Annotated in this window: 19 protein-coding genes and 1 pseudogene; 7 read left to right on the top strand and 13 right to left on the bottom strand. The window is 54.2% G+C overall.

The window, feature by feature from the left end:
• Nucleotides 1–67: 67 nt before the first annotated feature.
• From HCK03_RS07075 to HCK03_RS07030, 10 genes and pseudogenes are all read right to left on the bottom strand, one after another.
• Complete coding sequence (locus HCK03_RS07075; RefSeq protein ID WP_148250269.1) at nt 68–280, bottom strand: hypothetical protein; 213 nt, start codon at nt 278–280, stop codon at nt 68–70.
• The gene (locus tag HCK03_RS07070) at nt 277–918 is read right to left on the bottom strand and encodes a hypothetical protein (RefSeq protein ID WP_135184179.1); all 642 of its coding nucleotides are present in this window, start codon (nt 916–918) and stop codon (nt 277–279) included. The genes HCK03_RS07075 and HCK03_RS07070 overlap by 4 nt, the downstream gene beginning before the upstream one ends.
• A gap of 106 nt (nt 919–1,024) precedes the next feature.
• A pseudogene (locus HCK03_RS07065) lies at nt 1,025–1,430 on the bottom strand (type VI secretion system ATPase TssH); the annotation flags it as partial.
• A gap of 177 nt (nt 1,431–1,607) precedes the next feature.
• Nucleotides 1,608–3,335: an OmpA family protein gene (locus tag HCK03_RS07060; RefSeq protein WP_206110936.1), complete on the bottom strand. Its 1,728-nt coding sequence runs from the start codon at nt 3,333–3,335 to the stop codon at nt 1,608–1,610.
• Nucleotides 3,336–3,338: 3 nt separating this feature from the next.
• A complete protein-coding gene (tssL, locus tag HCK03_RS07055; RefSeq protein ID WP_167691320.1) occupies nt 3,339–3,992 on the bottom strand; it encodes a type VI secretion system protein TssL, short form in 654 nt (217 codons plus the stop codon).
• Complete coding sequence (gene tssK / locus HCK03_RS07050) at nt 3,989–5,326, bottom strand: type VI secretion system baseplate subunit TssK (protein WP_167691319.1); 1,338 nt, start codon at nt 5,324–5,326, stop codon at nt 3,989–3,991. Before tssK ends, tssL begins: the two co-directional genes overlap by 4 nt.
• Before the next feature lie 2 nt (nt 5,327–5,328).
• On the bottom strand, nt 5,329–5,700 hold the full coding sequence (locus HCK03_RS07045) for a type VI secretion system contractile sheath small subunit (protein ID WP_167691318.1): 372 nt from the start codon (nt 5,698–5,700) through the stop codon (nt 5,329–5,331).
• A 682-nt stretch (nt 5,701–6,382) separates the two neighbouring features.
• Nucleotides 6,383–7,771, bottom strand: coding sequence for a carbohydrate porin (locus HCK03_RS07040; protein WP_115192160.1), 1,389 nt, complete (start codon nt 7,769–7,771; stop codon nt 6,383–6,385).
• A gap of 431 nt (nt 7,772–8,202) precedes the next feature.
• A complete protein-coding gene (locus HCK03_RS07035) occupies nt 8,203–9,882 on the bottom strand; it encodes a glycoside hydrolase family 43 protein (RefSeq protein ID WP_076947683.1) in 1,680 nt (559 codons plus the stop codon).
• Nucleotides 9,883–9,942: 60 nt separating this feature from the next.
• Nucleotides 9,943–11,382 (bottom strand): MFS transporter, encoded by a 1,440-nt coding sequence (locus HCK03_RS07030; RefSeq protein WP_167692403.1) that lies wholly within the window; start codon nt 11,380–11,382, stop codon nt 9,943–9,945.
• A 519-nt stretch (nt 11,383–11,901) separates the two neighbouring features.
• On the opposite strand from HCK03_RS07030, the gene HCK03_RS07025 reads away from it, so the two are divergent.
• Nucleotides 11,902–12,459: a GGDEF domain-containing protein gene (locus HCK03_RS07025; RefSeq protein WP_228283783.1), complete on the top strand. Its 558-nt coding sequence runs from the start codon at nt 11,902–11,904 to the stop codon at nt 12,457–12,459.
• 76 nt (nt 12,460–12,535) lie between these two features.
• Nucleotides 12,536–12,934 (top strand): VOC family protein, encoded by a 399-nt coding sequence (locus tag HCK03_RS07020; protein ID WP_407692379.1) that lies wholly within the window; start codon nt 12,536–12,538, stop codon nt 12,932–12,934.
• Nucleotides 12,935–13,072: 138 nt separating this feature from the next.
• Here the strand turns inward: HCK03_RS07020 and HCK03_RS07015 are convergent, their stop codons facing one another.
• The gene (locus HCK03_RS07015) at nt 13,073–13,732 is read right to left on the bottom strand and encodes an O-methyltransferase (protein WP_167691315.1); all 660 of its coding nucleotides are present in this window, start codon (nt 13,730–13,732) and stop codon (nt 13,073–13,075) included.
• A gap of 126 nt (nt 13,733–13,858) precedes the next feature.
• On the opposite strand from HCK03_RS07015, the gene HCK03_RS07010 reads away from it, so the two are divergent.
• From HCK03_RS07010 to HCK03_RS07000, 3 genes are all read left to right on the top strand, one after another.
• Nucleotides 13,859–14,506 (top strand): TetR/AcrR family transcriptional regulator, encoded by a 648-nt coding sequence (locus HCK03_RS07010; RefSeq protein ID WP_167691314.1) that lies wholly within the window; start codon nt 13,859–13,861, stop codon nt 14,504–14,506.
• Nucleotides 14,507–14,651: 145 nt separating this feature from the next.
• Nucleotides 14,652–15,128, top strand: coding sequence for a WbuC family cupin fold metalloprotein (locus HCK03_RS07005; RefSeq protein WP_041146627.1), 477 nt, complete (start codon nt 14,652–14,654; stop codon nt 15,126–15,128).
• Between the two features lie 187 nt (nt 15,129–15,315).
• Nucleotides 15,316–16,116, top strand: coding sequence for a MipA/OmpV family protein (locus HCK03_RS07000; protein WP_041146628.1), 801 nt, complete (start codon nt 15,316–15,318; stop codon nt 16,114–16,116).
• Nucleotides 16,117–16,123: 7 nt separating this feature from the next.
• On the opposite strand, the gene cynR is transcribed toward HCK03_RS07000, so the two are convergent.
• A complete protein-coding gene (cynR, locus tag HCK03_RS06995) occupies nt 16,124–17,026 on the bottom strand; it encodes a transcriptional regulator CynR (protein ID WP_167691313.1) in 903 nt (300 codons plus the stop codon).
• 217 nt (nt 17,027–17,243) lie between these two features.
• Here cynR and HCK03_RS06990 point away from each other — a divergent pair, with 217 nt between their 5' ends.
• Nucleotides 17,244–18,449, top strand: coding sequence for a cyanate transporter (locus HCK03_RS06990; RefSeq protein WP_323127217.1), 1,206 nt, complete (start codon nt 17,244–17,246; stop codon nt 18,447–18,449).
• Nucleotides 18,450–18,809: 360 nt separating this feature from the next.
• The gene (gene ypdK, locus HCK03_RS06985; protein ID WP_115193904.1) at nt 18,810–18,881 is read left to right on the top strand and encodes a membrane protein YpdK; all 72 of its coding nucleotides are present in this window, start codon (nt 18,810–18,812) and stop codon (nt 18,879–18,881) included.
• Between the two features lie 69 nt (nt 18,882–18,950).
• Here ypdK and alaC read toward each other — a convergent pair whose 3' ends face one another.
• Nucleotides 18,951–20,189, bottom strand: coding sequence for an alanine transaminase (alaC, locus tag HCK03_RS06980; RefSeq protein ID WP_133599322.1), 1,239 nt, complete (start codon nt 20,187–20,189; stop codon nt 18,951–18,953).
• Between the last annotated feature and the right edge of the window lie 268 nt (nt 20,190–20,457).

The raw sequence follows: 20,457 nt of genomic DNA, 5'->3' as shown, positions 1-20,457 counted from the left end.
GCCTGTTGGTGGAACGTTATAAATACCTTTCTGATTGATTTCCAGGGGGGATGACGAAGCCGTAAGGTTATTCATCATAAACGTATGTATAAGCAAAGCGATATATAAGATAGCCTGCAAAAAATTCTGCTATCGAAAACATACCCCAGATATATCTGGACTCGCTTGAAGATAAGAAAAAAAACCATATAGTAAATGCAATACCAGAAACACCCAGCCCCATCCCCGCCCCGCGAATTAATCGGGAAAGGATCACCAAAAAAATAATCTTGATTTTCATAAGCCTCCCAAAAAGTATTCGCATACTTTATCAAACTCGGCAGGATTTCTGTCTCCTACCTCACAAGCTGTTTCAAAAGGCTTAACGATATCTTCAACAATAAAATAAAGAAGATCCAGGTCACCAAGACGTCGGAGTTTATTGTGTAAAACAGGATTTCTGTCTTCGAGGTATCTTGATGTATAAATTGCTCTGGATGTTTCAGCACCAACAGATAACAATAAACCAGCCAAACTTCCGGCAAAAAAGGCTGATACACCTCTGGATGCTATTGCTTCGCCCAACTTCACACCCGTTAGTTCAGTAAACGCCATTTTCCCCATGAACGAACCGGAAACATTTTTCACGATAGAAGATATTTTTTCGGCGTGAATGCGTGAAATAAAATCTTCGAGAGAGGCCTTAATGATTTGCTCAATAACCTGATGATTAAAAACGCCCTTTTTAACTAATCGCGCCAGCCTGAATTTATCATCCAGATTATCCCTGCGATGCTCAGCATCAATGAAATCATAGCTAAGATAGGCAAGACTGACGGGTAAGGAAATAATACCTTTCGCCACCGCACCTATAAACCCGGCTCCATCGATATTAATGGCCTCGAGCATATCCTTAGCAATTTCTTTAGCGCTGTCCATAATTGTTACCCTTTAGATAAGCCTGTTAATCAAACTCCAGCCCTATACCCTCTTCCTCACTCCATCCCAGAGTCAGGGAAGCGGGTTTCTGCTTCGCGGCCATATGAGTCAGCAGTGGCCACGGGCCATCGCAGCGCACCAGGTTCTGTTTTTCCACCAGGCCCATCAGCAGATGGACGCTGCGAATTTGCTCTTCGCCATTGAGCGAGGCAATCAACCAGGCTTGCTGCATCAGGGTCTGAAGGGCGTCAGACAGTTGCGGACGATGGCGTACCGAGCGCGGTTGGTTATCCAGCCAGCCCAGCAAATCCTGCCACAACGAATCCATGTCCCACTCGTAGCAGCGTGCCAGCACCGTCAGGTCGCCTTCCCCCTGTTCGAGCAGCTTCAGCCGCCAGTGCTCCGGTAAAATTTCCGCATGGGCACGGGTCTGGCAGAGCGAAGCTGCCCCCTTCCATCGCACGGGCACAATAAGGGTTCAGACGTCGCAGCAGGATGGATGAATTTTCCATGAGTTGCTCTCTTTGTCGGTTCCTGGACACGCTACCGCCCATCGCTGTTTCCCATTCAGGGGACCAAAGCGCACACGGTCAGGCAGGCAGATTGTGGGTTTCTTTGCTCAACGCCCGCGCGGGCAGGCGTTCAGCAAAGACATAAAAGTGGACAGAGAAGCTCTGCCCGCTCGTGACTTACGCGGTGGCGCGTTCATTCCAGGAATCGGAATGAATGATGTTGCCATCATCCTGCGATGACCCCTGGATGTGGCCCGGTATCTGACAGGCGTTCGCCTGCGGAACCAGGCTGATTTCCACACGGCGGTTCTGCGCGCGCCCTTCCGGGGTGTCGTTGGTGGCGACAGGACGGTTTTCGCCATAGCCCTGCACCGCAAAACAGCTTTCCGGCACGTCGCCGGTATCACGCATCCAGTCGCGTACCGCTTCGGCGCGCTTCTGAGAGAGCGTCTGGTTCAGTTGAGGGTTACCGGTGTTATCGGTATGCCCTGCCACCACAATCAGCCAGCCGGATTTGGCCTTAATGCCCACCAGCGAGTTAACCAGTAGTTTGGTGGAGCCGGCTTTCAGCACCGATTTGCCGGAATCGAACAGCGATATGCTGTCGAGACGAAGAGTTTCAGGGCCCTGAATAATTTGCTTAATGACGGGCGGTGGCGATGGTGGCGGGGCCCAGTCGCTGACGGCCGCCTCAACAGGCGGGACCAGGCGCAGCCCCTGATACAGACCAAGCCGATAACGCAGGGGCTCTCCACGACGCTGCCAGTCGTCCAGCAATGCGCCATCGGCCCTAAGGCGCTGCTGCGCCCGCAGCTTGGGAGCTACAGGCTGGCCCTTCAGCTGGTGATACAACGCAAGATGATCGCCAACGTTACGAATGAGACGCTGGTTGTTCATCCAGGACGCCAGCATCGCCAGAGTAAGGAAAATCCCCCCCAATAATGCGGCAGAACGCCAGAAGACCATTCTGCGGGGCAACGCCGACAGCAGCAGTTCAGGCAAAGGCAGTGGCTCAGCGATAGCAGCCGCCTCCGGCGGCAGCGCAGTCACTGATGTAATATGCTGTTGCCAGAGATTGTTCGCGACCCCCTTCAGCGGCACCATGCACATCCCCTGAACATAGGGCTTCATCATCGGTAACTCACCCCGCCGAACCGACAGCAGGCCATTCACCGCGCTGTTCTGCCAGGTAAGCAGGCTGTCCAGCCACAGGCCCTGACTCAGACGCGAAAGACGCCCGTCTGACCCAGTCTCCCGGGCCCACTCCGTCAGTGACACATTGCCCTGATCGGGCTGATACACCTGAATACCGCTCCGCTGGCTTACTGTGGTAAACCAGACGGGCTCTGCGTCCGGGCAGGCTGCAGGTGGTGATATCCAGGTCACGATCCACAGTGGCGGGATCGCGCCAAATGCCGCGCAGCACTGTACGACGGCACGCTGCCAGCCCCGCAGGCACTGGGTAAAATCATCACGGGATGTGTGATGCTCAGGCACCACCGCGAGCATTACGGAGACTTGGGATACCACGGCTGGGCGCACCAGGCTAAGGTGCCGGACGAATAGAGGCAGTTGTTCCGCATCCTTCACCCACAGATACCAGCCCTGACGGGTTTCCCGATGACGGGACCCGGCCACAAAAAGTGGCGCGTTGTCACCGCAGACGAGAATAACCGCCCCCTGAAAATCTTCCGGCGGCAGGTTTTCATCCACAACTCCTTCGATCGCGGTTACCCGCGCCTGTGAGGCCCTACGCTGATGCCAGAACATCGCTCCGGATACCAGAACGACCAACAGGCTGAGCGCCACCCGGCTGCCCGAGGAAAGCGGCCAGAATCCCAGAATGAGCCACAGTGCCAGTACGGCACCCAGTGCAATTAACAAACTTCGGTACGCATCCCGCATCGTCTACCCCGGCCTGACGATCTGGCTAACCAGGTCGGTAAGAGAAGACGAGAGGAAGAACCAGAGTGCAACCAGGGCAACAGCGGCAACAATCCAGGTTAACCAGTACCAGCGGCGACCGTTGCGCAGACGTGGCACCCTGGCAACAATGGGTGCGTCCTCGGCCAGTAAGAATGTCGGTACCCGTTCACCGAGCGCACGAACAACGTCCTCACGACGCTCATTATCCTGGGCGCGGTACTGACCGACAAACCCCAGCTGCAGGGTCCGATACATACAGGTCAGTACTGCCACGTCCGGGGCGGTTTCTTTCAGCAGGTTGCGGATCTGTTCCCACAGCTCTTCGCCAGCATTCAGCGTGCCAAAGAAATGAGCCTGAAGCGGGTCACGATGCCAGGTCACGTAACCATCATCAATGGTTCCCCTGTTCATCACGCTCTCATCAAGCAATGCACACAGGGCATACACCATATGGTCACGGCTGAGGGAACTATAACCTGCGTCCGTCAGCGCGCTACGAGCCTCCTGAACCAGACGGCAGGCCCGGCGATAGAGCCTTTCCCCATCATGAACTTCCTGACCACCCCGCAGTTGGCTGGCCATCAGCCAGCCCGGGTAGAAAATGCGTTCTATCTGGCTAAGTTCGGGTTTATTCATGTGCGCAGCACCGCAAAGAGTTCAAGATTCACTTCACCCAGCGAGCGCGGGGTGTAGAAGGTGCAGCTTCCTATCTCAAGCATGCTCCGCGCCGCGTCAGAACTTAGATCCAGGGAGAAGTACTGGTTCTCCAGACGCAGAGGGATCGCCGCGGGAACGTGCGTCAGCGGCTTCATCACCACTCCACTCAGGGCCACATTCACCACATCCGAAACGTCATCAAAGCTGCCCGCTTTGCACAGCTGCGGGAATTTTGTCTGAAGTTCATAGTTCGGCATCGGGGAGCGTACGGAGAGGTAGAAATCGGCCCCTTCGCGCAGGCGCGCATCGTGCAGGGCACCTTTCCAGATCTGGTCGTCATGATCCAGGTGGATACTCACCACCCGCGAAGGCAGGCTCGCTTCCAGAAGCTTATCTATCAGCGCCAGCAACGGTGGAAACACGCGTTCAGGTACATCATGCTGATAAGCCGGAATATCTCCGGCATCGTGTTCAAGCGAGAAGGTCAGCAGACTTCCGGCAAGACGGGTCAGCTCACGGTAGAGCATCTCAGGATGACGAGCTGGGGTCTGCAGCAGTTCAGTCAGCACTGGCTCTGCACTGTTCAGGGCATTGAGCAACCAGAACAGGGAAACATCCGCCACCGCAAAATCGGCCATCCGCTCATTGCTCTCACGACGCATGCCCATCAGGCGGCAACGGCGGGCCTGCAGTCGAACCAGTAAGTTCCTTATTTCTGTCGTCAACGGCGGGCTGGCTGAAACGGAGAGCATCGGTGGAATAAAGGATGGGTCACGGCTCCACAGTCCCTGAGCATTACGCACCAGGCGGGCCACCGGACAGGTCAGGTATGCTGTGTTTTCCTGGCTGGACAGACGCAGGGTCATCGCATTACGCAAAATGGCGAGCTCCCCATTCTCGTACCCCGCGAGCTCCTGGACCACCACGCGCTCGGCTTTCCAGCGACGAGGCCGCTCACTGTCCTGTCCGTTATCCAGGTTACCGCCGCTGGCGCTCAGCAGCGGCAAGGCGGCAACTACCTCAACAGCCTCACTGCCGGCCGCAGAGGATAAATCACAGACCGGAGGAAGATTGTCAGCCAGGCCTGTATCAACCAGGGTACCGTCCTGAAAGCGCACCACCAGGCAGGTAGCGTTCAGGCGTGAGAGTGCCAGCGCGGTATCATCAAATTCTGCGGCAATCACTCCCCAGGGATGAGAGATTCCCATCCGGGCCACTATGTCGGTAACGTGCGCACTCCAGCGGGCCTGCTGCTGAAACTGTTGGGGAGCCAGAGCGGCCCCGTCCTCCCAAAGGGGACGATAAATTTTCATCGCTAATTTCCCCTGGCCTTATGACCTGGATTACGGCATCCGTCGACCCTGTAATGGGTGGACGCCCATGCCTTCCACCGGGAAGTGCAAAATGTCAGACCGATGTTGTTTTCGCTACCGTCATCAGCAAGGCTATTCTTAACGGTAAGATTCCCTTTTTGGGAATATTCGGAAAGAATAGCGTTGAAGTTATTGTTATTAACATTGCCTTTTTCATACACTGATAATGCCGCAGTCAACAGACCGTTACTTAAATCAGCCGCAACCATTAACCTCAGTGGCAACTCTATTTTCTTGATCGTCCTGCACGTTGAAAAATAAAACCTTATATTAACACGCGAATTAGGCAACCCATTTTGGAAACTTTCAGTCATCTAATCATCCCTCTGCTTATCACGATGCACGTTTTCACGTTTCGATTCCTTAGAGGCGATAATAGAATAATGATGATTAAAAGATCAAAGATAAATACACTCAAGCCAAAACAATAAAATAACCAGGATTTTTCGTCTAATTATTAATAATGAGTTGCACTGGGGCGACAGGAAAACAAACTATCGCCATCCAAAATAAACAATCATTTATATCGAAGAAGGCAATGCCGTCAGAGCATTGTTTAAAATAAGCTCCTGGGTTGATGTAAATCAACGTTTGAAAAACAAAATCACCAATTAATAACAAGGATAAATATATACGGAGTGAAATATTAAAGGGGAATATAAAACTTGCAACAAATGGATTTGACCCCTCAAAACTATGATCGCAGAACCTGTCAGTAAGTTTGTGTAACTACCATCGTATTAAAGTCGATCGCTCTGGTGGTTACCCCTTCCTTACAGCCCTTACAGCCCTTACAGCCCTTACAGCCCTTACAGCCCTTACAGCCCTTACAGCGGCAGAACTTCCCGAGGTTTTATGCAAACTCGCACATTATTCAGGAAGTCTCATTCCTCTTCCGGCAGGCGGTAGTGACCGACAGGAATTCTCATCCCTGCAGGCCACTCAGCCGTAAGCAACTACTCCACTCCGCTCCTGACACAAGGCACTCAAACTAACTTAGAACCACGCCTCGAACATGCCGCCGACGTTCAGCGAGTCCAGCTGATCGCTGCTGGTGCCGTTGACCTTAGCGGTATGTTTATTATCCACCTGACCGCCGGTGACGTAGAAGCGCAGCATCGGCCGGAACTCAGGTCCCATCCCGATAGAGATGTTCTGCGACAGCGTCAGCTTCCAGCCCTTGTTGTCGCCACCCTGATCGTAGTCAACGCGCTGATAGCCGGCCTCCAGCCAGGTTGAATGCACGTCGTTCCAGAAATACATCGGACGAACAATCGCGCCGTAGTTTTTACGGTTATCGGTATTGTCCTTGCCGTTGTCGTAGTCATGGAAGGCCAGCAGGTATTCAACCTGCGCCTGGCGGGTGAACTTATAGTTACCTTCGAAGCTGGCGTAGATAGCGGTCAGCCCGTCGGTTTTGTTATAGACGCTGTTATCCGCGTTATCGGAATAGCGCAGTATCACCTTGTTCACGCCGCTGTCGTCGCCGTTGGTGTGACTCAACAGCAGGCCGCCCTGCCAGGCATCGAGCTGCGCGTCGTTATCCACCGCTTTTGAATCAAAGCCGTAGTTGGCGTACACCTCAACGTCGATTGGGCCAGCCTTCATATTGTGGATTTTTGACGTCAGCGCGTAGTGGCCGTCATCGCCGGTGCCCGAGCCGCCGGTACAGGTGATGCGCGACGGGTTGGACTCATCGGCCATCACCTCCGGGCTACAGGACTCAACCTGTGAGACCCCCGCCACGTCAAACTGCACGCCGCCGATATCAAAGTTTTTCACCCCGGCGCCCTGGCCGTCGTGGTTCATCCAGAAGTAGTCGTTGATCCCCTGCTGCGGACGCTGATGGAAGTCGCGACCGGCCCAGATATAGGCGTTGGGGTTTGATTCGAGGACGTTAGTGACGCCGACGTAGGCCTTTTTCAGGTTAACTTCGTCGCTCCAGTGGTCGAACATAACGTTAATATCCCAGATAGCGCCCTGGCTGCTCTTAAAGGCTTTGGTTATCTGGAATTCGCCGCCGTTACCTTCGTTGCCGAGACGGCCGATGGCCGACGCGCCGTTGTAGGAGCCGTCGACGCCGACGAACTTCTGATCGCCGGTCTGGAACTGGGCGCCGTAGCGGGCGTAGCCGCTAAACTTCAGGCCGAATGGAATAGCCATATCCGGCGTGGCTGCGGCGGTTTGCGGGTTGGTTTCCAGATCCACCTTCTTCGCAGCGGCGGCATCCATTTTCGCCTGACGGTCGGCCAGCGCTTTATCCACGGCTTTCGCCACAATGGCGTCGATTTGTTCCTGCGTAAAATCTTGTGCCATGACAGAGGAAAGCGGGCACAGCGCGGCAATAACCGCCATGGCTAATGGCAGTTTTTTTATAATTTTCATGGTTATCTCAAATTAATTAATTATATTTTCAGACAATAACCATCCCGTTCTGGGGTAAATTGAAAAGATACCGCCAAAACAAGCTGATTTTATTTTTATTTGCGCAGAGGTACAGTTAAATAAATCGGGTAATAGGATTCTCCATATTCGGTATAATTAAATATCAGCATGGATATAGATGAATAGTCTGTTGCAATAATCCACGCACGAGAAAAAATGATGGTGGCCCGACATCTGCACCACGGTCGAGGCCATAGACTGCCGTATTTCGCTTACAGCCTTGCCGCTCTGCCGGGTCTACCGCGGTGCGCCATCGGCATCCCACAGCAGATATCTGGCACTCTCTATCGCGCGCTGACGTAAGGCGGGCAGCGCTCATCGGCAGCCCCCCTTTCTTCACGACCGTAAGTGGATATTTCGTTTATTATTATTTAATTAGAGCGTAATTCCCCTGCGTCCCAGCCGTAATTACCAGTCGGCGTTAACGAATCACCGAGCTCCTGATAAGCGAAATCATAAAAATCAGCGCTGACCTCGTAGCCAGAGTAGTCGACTGCCGCCAGGCCAACGAATGCCCCGGTAAAGAACCCACCATAGCTTTGCAGGACATAATCGTCTGAAAGTATTGCGGCATCTAGCGTGACCGGAATTTGAGTGAAGCTGATCCCGTCAAAGCTATATTCATAGCTGTACGTTTGTTTGCGAACTTTGGTGCGGAACCAGACATACTCGGTACCTTCAGGGATTTTGATGGCATCATCTTTTAAATAAGAGGTGTATTTCCCGCGATTATTTTCACCTATTTCGATGACGGAGCCATTAATTTCATTCCAGGTGATGAACACAAAACTCCAGTGGCGATCGTTGTAGAAATTCGTTAACCCCGCCATTTGTTGATAGCTGAATGGATTAAATTTGACCTTAACCTGGGCATCAAAATAGAAGGCTTGCCAACGTCGGGCAATAAGCGACAGGTCATGGGTATTCGCTAAAGAACCCTGGCCAATCAACGTCAGTTTGCCATCACCTGTGGTACCCATTTTTTTGCTGAACGGAACGCGGAGCGTATTCCAGTTGCGATCGAGCGTCGACGTTGTAAACGCATCATGCTGGCTATGATCTTTTGCGCTTTCGGTGTAAATGGCATCCTCTGGGCCTTCAACAAATGTTTTTCCACCGTGGCCGCCTTCAACACGCGGCCAGCCCTCTTCATCCCAGTACACTTTTTGGATCGACGTTTCTCTGCCCAGCGTTGACCAGCCGCGAGGATCGTAGACAGACTCGCCTGGACGATTCCACGGACGCGCGCAGAGCGAAGCGTAATACCATTCACCAGCAGGCGTTGAAACCAAAGACCCGTGGCCCTGCTTCTGGATGTAGCTGTCCGGCGTATCGACGTTAGTTAGGAAAACGTCTCCCGGTGCCGTGGTAAAACTGTGGGCATCTAAGGTTTTAGAACGCGCGACAACCTCCTGATGGGTGAATACGGTCCCTCCCTGAGCGGCGAAAAGATAATAATATCCGTTCAGTTTGTAGAGGTGTGGCCCCTCGACGAGCGCAACGGCAGTGCCGCGATAGAGGGTTCGTGCTGTTTCCGGTTTTAACTTTAATGTCCGGGTATCAAGCTCAGTCAACGTAATGCCATCGAAGGGATGATGATATTCCCGATGGTCCCAGGTTTGCTGAACGATATATTTACGCCCGTCATCATCATGGAAAAGTGAAGCATCAAAGCCCACGCCATTCAGCTTGATAGGATCTGACCATGGACCACGAATATCCGTCGCAGTGGTCAGATAGTTGGTCATGTCTTTAAAGGCACCTTCCGTGATTTTCACATCTGTATACACTAACCAGAATTTGCCATCAGCATGAGAAAGCGCCGGAGCCCAAATGCCGCCTGATGAAGGGTTGCCTTTCATGTCTAACAGCGCGGTTGTGGACAAGGGGCTGGGGAGAAGATCCCAGTGCTGCAGGTCCTTTGACTCATGTAAACGCACGCCAGGGAACCACTCAAACGTAGAGTTTGCGATATAGTAGGTGTCATCTACACGGATAATACTGGGGTCCGCATTAAATCCAGGTAACACAGGGTTTTGAATAAGAGTCATATCAATCTTCCTTTATATAATTCTCTAATTTAAATTCTCGCAATTTAATTCAAATTTTAACTATACCCGCACCTCGTCAAGCTGACGGTTGATCTCTGTGACGTTTTTATCTGAGATAGGATAGAGCTGAATGACGATCATCGAAACAACGGATAAAGCAATCGGGATCCAAACCGCTGTCATAATAATTCCATCGATAGCATTGGCACTTTGTTGAGCACCGGTTTCGCTAAAGCCATACGCAGCCAGTAACCATAAGGGAATTGCGCCGCCAATAGTAAACCCAATCTTGAAGAAGAGGCCCATGATCGCATTAATAATCGCCGCATTGCGCTTGCCTGATTTCAATTCGCCATAGGCAATCACTTCAGGAACCAGCGCCCACATAAAGCCCGTCGCCGAGGTTAAGCCCCATTGTTTAATGAATGTGGCAATATAAGCAAGCCACAGGGCATCATGCATGCCTTCGCGTGACCAAACGTAAGTCAACAATTCACCCACAATAAACATGGCAAGGAAAAGATGGAAGAACCCTTTTTTGCCAAAAAACTTCTTGAGTTTGGGCCAAAAAATAGGGAAGACAATACCCGGAATTGAGGCAACAAGACCCACCGCCCCCATCCATTCTGAATGGCCGACGACAAACTGATTGAAGAAGCCATTCACCGTGTTCATGAAGAACATAAAGGTAAAGGCCAGCATGAAAAACAGCCCCAGAATGACCAGCGGCCGGTTGTTTTTCAGTTCAAGAAATAGATCGGTCGTTTTTACGTTGGCCGTTTGTTCTGCCGTCGCGACCACGCGCTCTTTGGTAAATTTATAACAGAAGAAAAGTGCCGCTGCGCCTAGCACCATATAAATTGAGTACACGCCAAACCACGCGTAATTCGCGGATGGATCGGTATAGTTCCCCATATTGAGCTCAAAGCCAAAAAAACCGGTATCCTTGAGGCTTCGATCTTTGGGTGAAGCGATTTGTACAAACATCGGGAACAGGGTATAGACAAGCAGGTTCGCACTGTTTGCCAGCATCATTCGGGTACTGGTCAATTTATCAATGGACTCAGGATCGCGTGTCAATGACGCGTTAAGAGAACCATAAGGAATATTCACCACTGAATAAACTAAATCCAGTGCCAAATAAATGATAAATGCAAAAGGAACGGAACCCCGAACGCCAGGAATAGGGGCAAACAGCAATGCAGAAAGAATAACGAGCGGAATGCCAGCCCTTAAAAGCCAGGGGCGATATTTACCAGCACTGGAGCTTCTTCTGTCAATGTAGGTTCCGACCATTGGGTCCCAAAAAACGTTAACTATGCGAACAAAAAGAAATATAAACCCTGCCGTTGCTGTGCTGATAGTATTTACCGTCAACATGTGAAGAGCAAGAAAACCGCCAATTGTACCAAAGACAAGGTTTTGCGCAAAATCACCCATGCCATAACCAATGCGCTCGCCCCGCGTTAATTTGTGGTACTCATCATGCCGACTTGGAATTATGTCTTTACGCATTCTAATCAGGTCTCCGATTGTTTTTGTAAATGTGAAACACTTTTTGACACAGATAACCGCGGAGAATCTATTGCGTTTTTATATTAACTAGTTACGTTTTTTTACTTTTGTGATCATTAAACCACAGGTTTTCTATCGTTCACGTAACAAAAATATGGGCTTTGTATTCCCCCTCAAGGACCTGGCAGCGCGCATCTACCCGACAAAACCGGCCTTTTATTTCAGCGCGGGTCAGCGGAATCCTCCTGAAGGCTCAATTCTACATGACTGTCGGCAAGGTGAATGCATGACTATAATTTTTGCGATATTGCTCACATTTGAGCAATATCTTAATCTGCGAATGAAATAACGTAATTGATCAACCGACGATGGAAATACAGGATAGCCGCAGTCATTCACTTTACGCGTCTTGAATTACGGAGTTCGTTATGCAAAATTATTTCGCTCAACTCGATCGCGCGCGTCCTCAAGGCTCTAAAACAACAAACCCGCTGGCTTTCCGCCATCATCACGATCGTTAAAGGAGTTTATGCCGTCTTTTCCCCTCTAACCATCGGCGTATCGCCCGCCAAACGCACATCCACGCACGAGAATGCTGGATCGCCCCGGACAGTCCAGAGGCTTTCGCGACGAGGCCACCCCATCTTTTTCCTTAACGCCTTTAGGCTCTATCAAAAATCTAATCATAAATATGAAGATGCCTATCAAAACTCAATTCGAGACTACCTCACCCCGCTATTTAACCGCGGTTACTGCTATCATCAACTCGCGATAAAAATTCAGCAGGCGGCTAAAAAAAATCCGCTGAGTATTATTTTTTGCGATATAGATCATATCAAACGTATTAATGATAAATATGGACACTATCGGGGAGACCTTGTTATCCAATATGTTGCATGGGTACTTCAGGATCGGGTCCGCAGCGATGATATTGTCGCCAGAACGGGCGGGGAGACGAATGCTAATCGTGATGATTGCCCCGCTCATCATAAAAAAGCGACGAAAGGTACCCTTAGCCCTCTGCTCCCCTTCGATTTCCTCCACCTGCTCCAGAGCAGATAGCGCACCGGCGAGCAAGCGTCGGTCCGCGGGACATCTATATTAGAGTCCCCAACACACACGATCGTTAAAGGAGTTTATGGTGTCTTTTACCCATCTGCGTATCGCTCGTCCCGTCACCCGCCTTGCGCACGCATTCAGGATGTATGCCGAGGGTTTAGGTTTACAAAAAATTGCCGATTTCTCGGATCACGATGGTTTTAGCGGAGTCATGCTGGGACGTAAAGATTTACCCTGGCATATCGAATTGACTCTCTGTCACCATCACCCGGTTCGCCCTGCGCAGACGGCAGAAGACTTGTTGGTGCTGTACTGCCCCGAACGGGATGAGTGGCAAAGGGCGTGCGCAAAAATGGAGCTGGCCGGGTTTACCCCGGTGAGCTCGTTTAATCCGTACTGGGATGTTAGCGGGCGGACCTTTGCCGATGACGATGGCTATCGGGTGGTCCTGCAGAACAGAACCTGGTCATCGGTCTAAAGTCAACGCATAGACCCGCTCAGCCCGCACGGTTTGCGCCTCTGTTCAGTCATAAGTGAATTCATTCAATGCGGGGATAAATAGCGGGCCGAAGGGCATGCTCCCCTTCGGCTCTTATGCCCTATTGCGGGCTCTTTTTCATCTCGTGCGCTGCGAGAGCTCCACGTCATCCGCAAAGGGCACGGACAGGTAACCGTGTTGCGGATCGCGCACGTACTCCAGATATTCGGCGCTGTAGTCGGCATTATCGGCGATGATAAGCGCGCCGGGGCGCAGACGGCTTTCGAGGAGCGCCAGAATCTCCGGATACAGCGCTTTGGCACCGTCCAGCAGCACCATATCGATGGTCTCCGGCAGATTCTGGGCCAGGGTTTGCAGCGCATCGCCTTCGCGAACATCGACCAGAGCATCAAGCCCGGCCTCTTTCAGGTGCTCGCGGGCCCGCAGTACCTTATTCGGCTCAAACTCGCTGGTTATCAGCAGGCCACCGCCGTTATCCTTTAGCGCCGCGGCCAGATGGATCGCGGAAATACCAAACGAGGTCCCAAACTCCACAATATGCTGCGCCCGAATGCTGCGCGCCAGCATATAGAGCAACGTCCCGGTCTCCGCGGCGACGGGGAGCCAGAGATCCTTCAGATGACCATAAAGCTCGCGATATTCGGTTTTGCTGGTCATCATCCGCTCGCGGTCGGCGCGAGGAATGCTGGAGAACGCCGCGCTTGCGGCCCCGTTTGCCTGTTTAAACAGGCGTTCTAATAATGCCGCCAGCGGCGCGGATGTTAGTGTGGTTGACATAATAAATCCTTCAGAAGTTGTGTGGTTTACGCCTGTGGCATAAAATGCGAATAATTCGTCACCTTTAAAGAATACGATCAATTATTCGCATTAACTATTCGCGTTCCGACTCGGGAGAGAAGCACCATGTCGCCTGCTAAAAGTAAGTTGATTTCATTGAGGAAAAAGCCAAAACAGGCCCGCTCAACCGAGCTGGTCTCGGCGATTATTCAGGCCGCGCTTCAGGTTTTAGAAAAAGAGGGAGCGGTACGCTTCACCACCGCGAGGGTGGCGGAAAAGGCGGGAGTGAGCGTTGGGTCGGTGTATCAGTACTTTCCCAACAAAGCGGCGATTCTGTTTCGTTTACAAAGCGATGAATGGCAGCAGACAACGGCCATGCTCAGCGGGATCCTCGGTAACGCCGATCGTCCTCCGCTCGACCGATTACGCACCCTGGTGCACGCCTTTATCCAGTCGGAGTGCGAAGAGGCGGGACTGCGCCAGGCGCTCAACGACGCGGCGCCGCTCTATCGCGACGCGCCCGAGGCCCAGGAAAACCGAACCGCGGCCGATAGCGTCTGTCGCCACTTTATTGAGGAAGTCCTTCCCGACGCCTCGGCGGCCAGGCAGCAGCTGACCTGCGAGCTGTTGACGACAACGCTAAGCTCGGTGGGCAGCAGTTTCTCATCCAGCCCGCGCACGGCCGAAGAAATTAGCCGCTTCTCTGATGCGATGGCGGATATGTTCAGCGCCTGGCTAAGAGAGTCCGCGCAGGATGACGCCGCCCGGCGGTAAGGGCAAAGCTCTCTACCTGCCGGCCGCCGGCGAGGCGACAAATTTAGCCCGACAGCTTCGGGTTTAGCGCGTACAATGCGCCACCCGGTCTTTCTGACGAAAAGGCCCGACTCTCCCGTTTTCAGACCTGATGCCAGGCGGATAAATGAAGCAAATTACCCTCAGCGATATGCAACAACAACGCGAAGCGGCGGCGAATTCACCGCGCCTGCGCGCGCACCGTAACTTTCATCCACAATTAAGCGATCCGGTACAGCGTTTAGCCGTTGCGATGGAGCCCGGCACCTACGTTCGCCCCCATCGCCACCCGCACACCTTTGAGCTGCTGCTGCCGCTTAGCGGACGCTTTTTGGTCTTGAATTTTGATGACCAGGGCTACGTCACCCGCCGGGTGATTTTAGGCGAAGAGTGCGCGGCGCTGGAGATGGATGCCGGGACCTGGCATGCGGTACTCTCGTTAGATCCCGGCGGGATTATTTTCGAAGTAAAACACGGCGGTTATCGGCCGGTAGCGGCCGAGGATTATGTCTCCTGGGCGCCGGCTGAAGGCGACGCGGGCACCGCTGAACTAATGGCGTGGTACCGCAAGGCGCAGGTTGGCGACGGCGCGTTGACCCTCTAGAAACGCCAGTTCCTCAGACAAAGACGCCCTCAGTCGACTCACGGCGGGCGGCGTCCTTATCGCAGCGTACCTCGCGAAAAATTAAGAAAAAACAAAAACCAACCCGCGTACCCGCCCAACCTGGTATATATTCAAAAAGCACTTTTCTGCCTTTATTTCACCGCCGCTAGCCATTTTTGGAATATGGATGAAACCCTATCTCAGCCCGGTCGCCGTACTTTGCACGTTATGTTTATCTTGCACCTATGCCAGCGCCGAGGTTGATCTGGGCTCTATCGATATTTTCTCGGCAAACAACCCCAATAGTCCGGTACCCAAAGGGTTCGTGCTGGGTGCCGCCGCCATCAGCGGCACCGCGCGCTACGAAAAGCAGGATAACGATACGCACCTGATCCCCGGCGGACTCTATTTTGGCGACCGCTTTATCTACCTTGGCGATCGCGCCCGCTACTATTTTCATATCGATGACACGGTGGCGGCCTACGGTTATGGCCGCTGGCGTTTTGGTAATTTAGATCCCAGCGATAGCGATGCGTTCAGCGGAATGGAAAAGCGCAAGGGAGAGTTTGAAGCGGGGATCGGCGCGACGCTGATCACCCCCTATGCGCTGCTCAGCGCACGCATCAGCTCCGACGTCACCGGTCGCAGCGACGGCCAGGAGCTGCTTTTATGGGCGGATTTCCCGATCATCAAAAACAATCTGCTGATCATGCCGGGGATGGGGCTGATGATCCGCAGTAAAAATATGGCGAACTACTATTTTGGCGGCGTGTCGTCCGCGGAAGCTACCGACCAGCGCCAGCAGTGGGATACCGGCACGACCGTTTCGCCGATGGCGGCCATTGTCACCAGCTACCGCTTTAGCCCCCACTGGGTAGGGATGTTCGCGGCTAACTACGAGCTCTACGATAAGGACATCGCCGACAGCCCTATCGTTCAGCACAGCGGCGAGCTGTACGGTATTCTCGCCGTCGGCTACACCTGGTAAGCCCGCGCTAGCGCCCTTCTCCTTCAGCGTTCAGCTCTGCGGCCACCTCCAGCGCCATGGTGCTAAACGCCCGTGCGGCCGCGCTCTGCCAGGCATCCTTATGCTGCAGCAGACAGGCCGTTCTTTCCAGCAGCGCCGGCGTTAGCTCAACGGCAACCAGATCGTCGCGCTCCCTGACAACGGCGGCCGGCAGCAGGGTCGATAGCGGCGTACGCTGGATAACGGTCAGTACCGCGCTAATCGAGTTCGCCTCCATCCGAACCTGCGGCTCAATCCCATACTGGCGGCAATAGCGATCGATCCGCTCGCGGGTCGCAAACTCTCCGCTGAGCAATATCAGCGACTCCTGACTCAGCGCTTCCCGCTCCACCCGCCGCTGCGCCGCCAGCGGATGGTGGCGACCCACCACCAGCGCCAGCGTTTCCGTCAGCAAAGGGCGGGAGACGATATCTCGCGAGCCGCTACCGTCAAAGGCAATCCCGAGATCCAGCTCATCGTTGCGCAGCAGGGCTTCCATTCGATCCTGATCCATTTCGCGCAGGGTCAGAGAAATATTGGGGTAGCGCCGATAAAAAGAGCCCACCAGCGGCCCCATAAAATAGGTCGTAAAGGTCGGCATCATCGCCACCCGCAGCGTCCCTCGCTGAAGGTCCTCCACGTCGTGGATGGCGCGCTTTCCCTCGGCTAAATCCTGCAGCGCCCGGCGCGCATAGATCAGCCACACCTCACCGGCATCCGTTAAGCGGATGCTGCGCGCGCTGCGGTCAAAAAGCAGGGCCCCCAGCGTCTCTTCGAGCTGGCGGATCTGCTGCGATAGCGCCGGCTGCGAGATATGGAGTGCCGTTGCGGCGCGCGTAAAGCCGCGATGTTCGGCAACCGCCAGAAAACAGGTGAGATGGCGAAGCAGCATGCTGGTATCCATAAGTAATTCAAATTGAACACATCATAAATAAGTCTTTTAACTTATGGAATAAGATACGTAACCTGTCGGCACGTTCAATCCCGGCGCTTCCCCCGCGCGCCGCGTCCCTATTTGCAGGAGCCTTTATGTCCATCGACGTTAACCTTCTTCAGCATGCGTCCCTCGGCCGCCTTGGCCCACATCCGCAGCGGGCAGGCGGGTCGCTATGAGCCACGCGGCGCGCGGCCGGCTGATGCTGCTGGTACTGGTCCTCGTCGGCATCAATATGCGCCCCCTGCTGACCTCAATCGGCCCCCTCCTTCCCCAGCTGCAGCAGGCCAGCGGTATGAGCTTTACCCTCGTTTCGCTACTCACCGCCATCCCGGTCGTCGCGATGGGCGCGCTGGCGCTGGCCAGCCCGTGGATTGACCGCCGCCTCAGTGAGAACCGGGGGATCGCGCTGAGCCTGCTGGCGATCGCCGCCGGCGCGCTGCTGCGCGAGCTCGCCCCGCGCAGCGGGCTGCTGCTGAGCAGCGCCCTGCTCGGGGGGATCGGCATCGGTATTATTCAGGCAACGATCCCGCGAGTGATAAAACGCCGCTTCCCGCAGCATACGCCCCAGGTGATGGGGCTATGGTCAGCGGCGCTGATGGGCGGCGGCGGTCTCGGAGCGGCCTTGACGCCGTGGCTGGCGCAGCGCAGCGCCGTCTGGTACCACGCCCTGGCCTGGTGGACGCTGCCCGCGGCGCTGGCGCTCCTCGGCTGGTGGTCCGTTAACCGCGCGCCCGCGCGGGAAGCACCTTTCGCCTCAGCGACGCCGGAAACCGCTATTTTCCGCCGCCGTCGCGCCTGGACGCTCGGGCTGTACTTCGGCCTCATTAACGGCGGCTACGCCAGCCTGATCGCCTGGCTGCCGCCTTACTACATGCAGTCAGGCTACAGCGCGCAGCTTAGCGGCACCCTGCTGGCCGTGATGACGCTGGGCCAAACCGTCGGCGCCCTGCTGCTGCCGATGCTGGCCCGGCATGAAGATCGGCGCAAATTGCTGATGCTGACGCTGCTGCTGCAGCTGATTGGCTTCTGCGGGTTTATCTGGCTGCCGCTGTATCTGCCGCAGCTCTGGGCGATAAGCTGCGGGATTGGTTTAGGCGGCGCCTTTCCGCTGTGCCTGGTGCTGGCGCTCGACCACTCCCGACATCCGGCGATTGCCGGACGGCTGGTGGCCTTTATGCAGGGGATTGGCTTTATCGTCGCCGGCCTCTCGCCATGGCTATCGGGCCTGCTGCGCAGCCTGAGCGGGAATTACGTGCTGGACTGGGCCTTTCACGCCGTCTGCGTGGCGCTCCTGATGGTGATAACGCTGCGTTTTGTGCCGGCACGCTACCCGCAGGAGTGGCGAAAATCGTCGCCGACTGGCGACCAGGCGCGATAAGGTCAGGTGCGCAAGGGCCGCTTTCGCCCCCTGCCCGCAGAGAAAAAAGCCAAAAATCAAACCGCTACCTGCGTTAACACTATCGCCGCCAATTGCCTTCGCCAGAATCGTATTTATTACCGAGTGAAATTAATGTGTCGCCGAATCACGACACTCGTAAGTAACTAAAAATTAATAAAAAAATGCCTCTTGTTTCCCCCATTTTTTAGGCGTACATTAGCGCCAGCTGGAGCAGTTACAGCCTGTAATTCCGAACCGCCGCAGCCGCCAGAAGCCTCTGGTTTTTCCTGCAACAGTTCATGGAAAACAATGAAAACAAAATTCGTTTGGCGTTTCGCCGAGAATGCGGAGTAATGAGACGTGAAATACTTTTTTATGGGCGTGTCTTTTATGGTCATCGTTTGGGCCGGCACCTTTGCCCTGATGATCTAAGCAGCGTGAATAGTTAAAAGAAAGGGAGCCAGCGGCTCCCTTTTTTTATTCCTGTTTTTATTCCCGCACTTATTCCTGGCCTTCGCCCGCCGTCTTGCCCGCGGCAGGAAGCAGTCCGTCGGCGCGGAACATCGATTTTATGCCGCGAATAGCCTGACGGATCCGATCGCGGTTTTCAATCAAGGCGAAGCGCACGTGGGTGTCGCCGTAGTCGCCAAAACCGATGCCCGGCGATACGCACACTTTGGCATCCTGAAGCAGCTTTTTGGCGAACTCCAGCGATCCCATCGCTGCATAGTGCTCAGGGATCTTTGCCCACACGTACATGGACGCTTTCGGGCACTCCACCATCCAGCCCGCTTCGTGCAGCCCCTTAACCAGCACATCGCGACGGCGCTTGTACTGCTCCGCAATATCGCGCACGCACTGCTGATCGCCTTCCAGGGCGGCGATAGCCGCCACCTGCAGCGGGGTGAAGGTGCCGTAATCGTGGTAGCTTTTAATTCGTGCCAGCGCGTTGACCAGCGTTTTGTTGCCGACCATAAAGCCGATACGCCAGCCGGCCATATTGTAGCTTTTCGACAGCGTGAAGAACTCAACCGCCACGTCGCGCGCGCCGGGCACTTCCATAATGGAAGGCGCCTTCCAGCCGTCATAGACAATATCGGCATAGGCCAGGTCATGCACCACCAGCACGTCGTAGCGCTTAGCCAGCGCCACCACTTTTTCAAAGAACTCCAGCTCGACGCACTGCGCGGTCGGGTTTGAAGGGAAGCCAAGGATCATCATCTTCGGCTTCGGATAGCTTTCGCGGATCGCGCGTTCCAGCTCGTTGAAGAAATCAACGCCTTCCACCAGCGGCACCGAACGCACCTGGGCGCCGGCAATGACCGCACCGTAAATATGAATAGGGTAGCTGGGATTAGGCACCAGTACCGTGTCACCGTGATCCAGCGTCGCCAGCATCAGATGCGCCAGCCCCTCTTTCGAGCCGATGGTGACAATGGCTTCCGATTCCGGGTCAATCTCGACGTTGTAGCGATCCTGATACCAGCGCGAGATAGCCCGGCGCAGGCGTGGAATACCGCGAGAGGTCGAGTAGCCGTGGGTATCCGGGCGTTGGGCAACGGTGCACAGTTTTTCAACGATATGCGGCGGCGTCGCGCCGTCCGGGTTGCCCATGCTGAAATCAATAATATCTTCGCCGCGCCGACGCGCAGCCATTTTCAGTTCAGCGGTAATGTTAAAAACGTACGGGGGGAGACGATCGATACGCGTAAAGCGGCGTTCAGGACTGAATTCAGCCATAGATTCCTCGGATTAACGTGAGCGCCCGGACCGTCCGAGCGACGCTGCCGCTGTTGCGACACGTTTAGAAAATAACCCGAAAAAATTCATGCTGTCGAGAGGGCAGAGAAAAAATAAAATCTGGCAGGAAAAACGGGCACTCGTTCCAGTAAATACGGCAGCTGCGGATCCGGGTTTAGCCGATACGATCGTTGAAAGTAACATCTTAATATCTTTTGTATTACCATATTTTAGCCGCAGGGCACTCGCCCTGGCAGCCGCCCGGCGT

It is taken from the genome of Klebsiella terrigena, assembly GCF_012029655.1.
GTDB classification, from domain to species: domain Bacteria; phylum Pseudomonadota; class Gammaproteobacteria; order Enterobacterales; family Enterobacteriaceae; genus Klebsiella; species Klebsiella terrigena.
The sequence above is the reverse complement of the archived record's forward strand: the minus strand, read 5'-3'. Positions and strand labels throughout refer to the sequence as shown.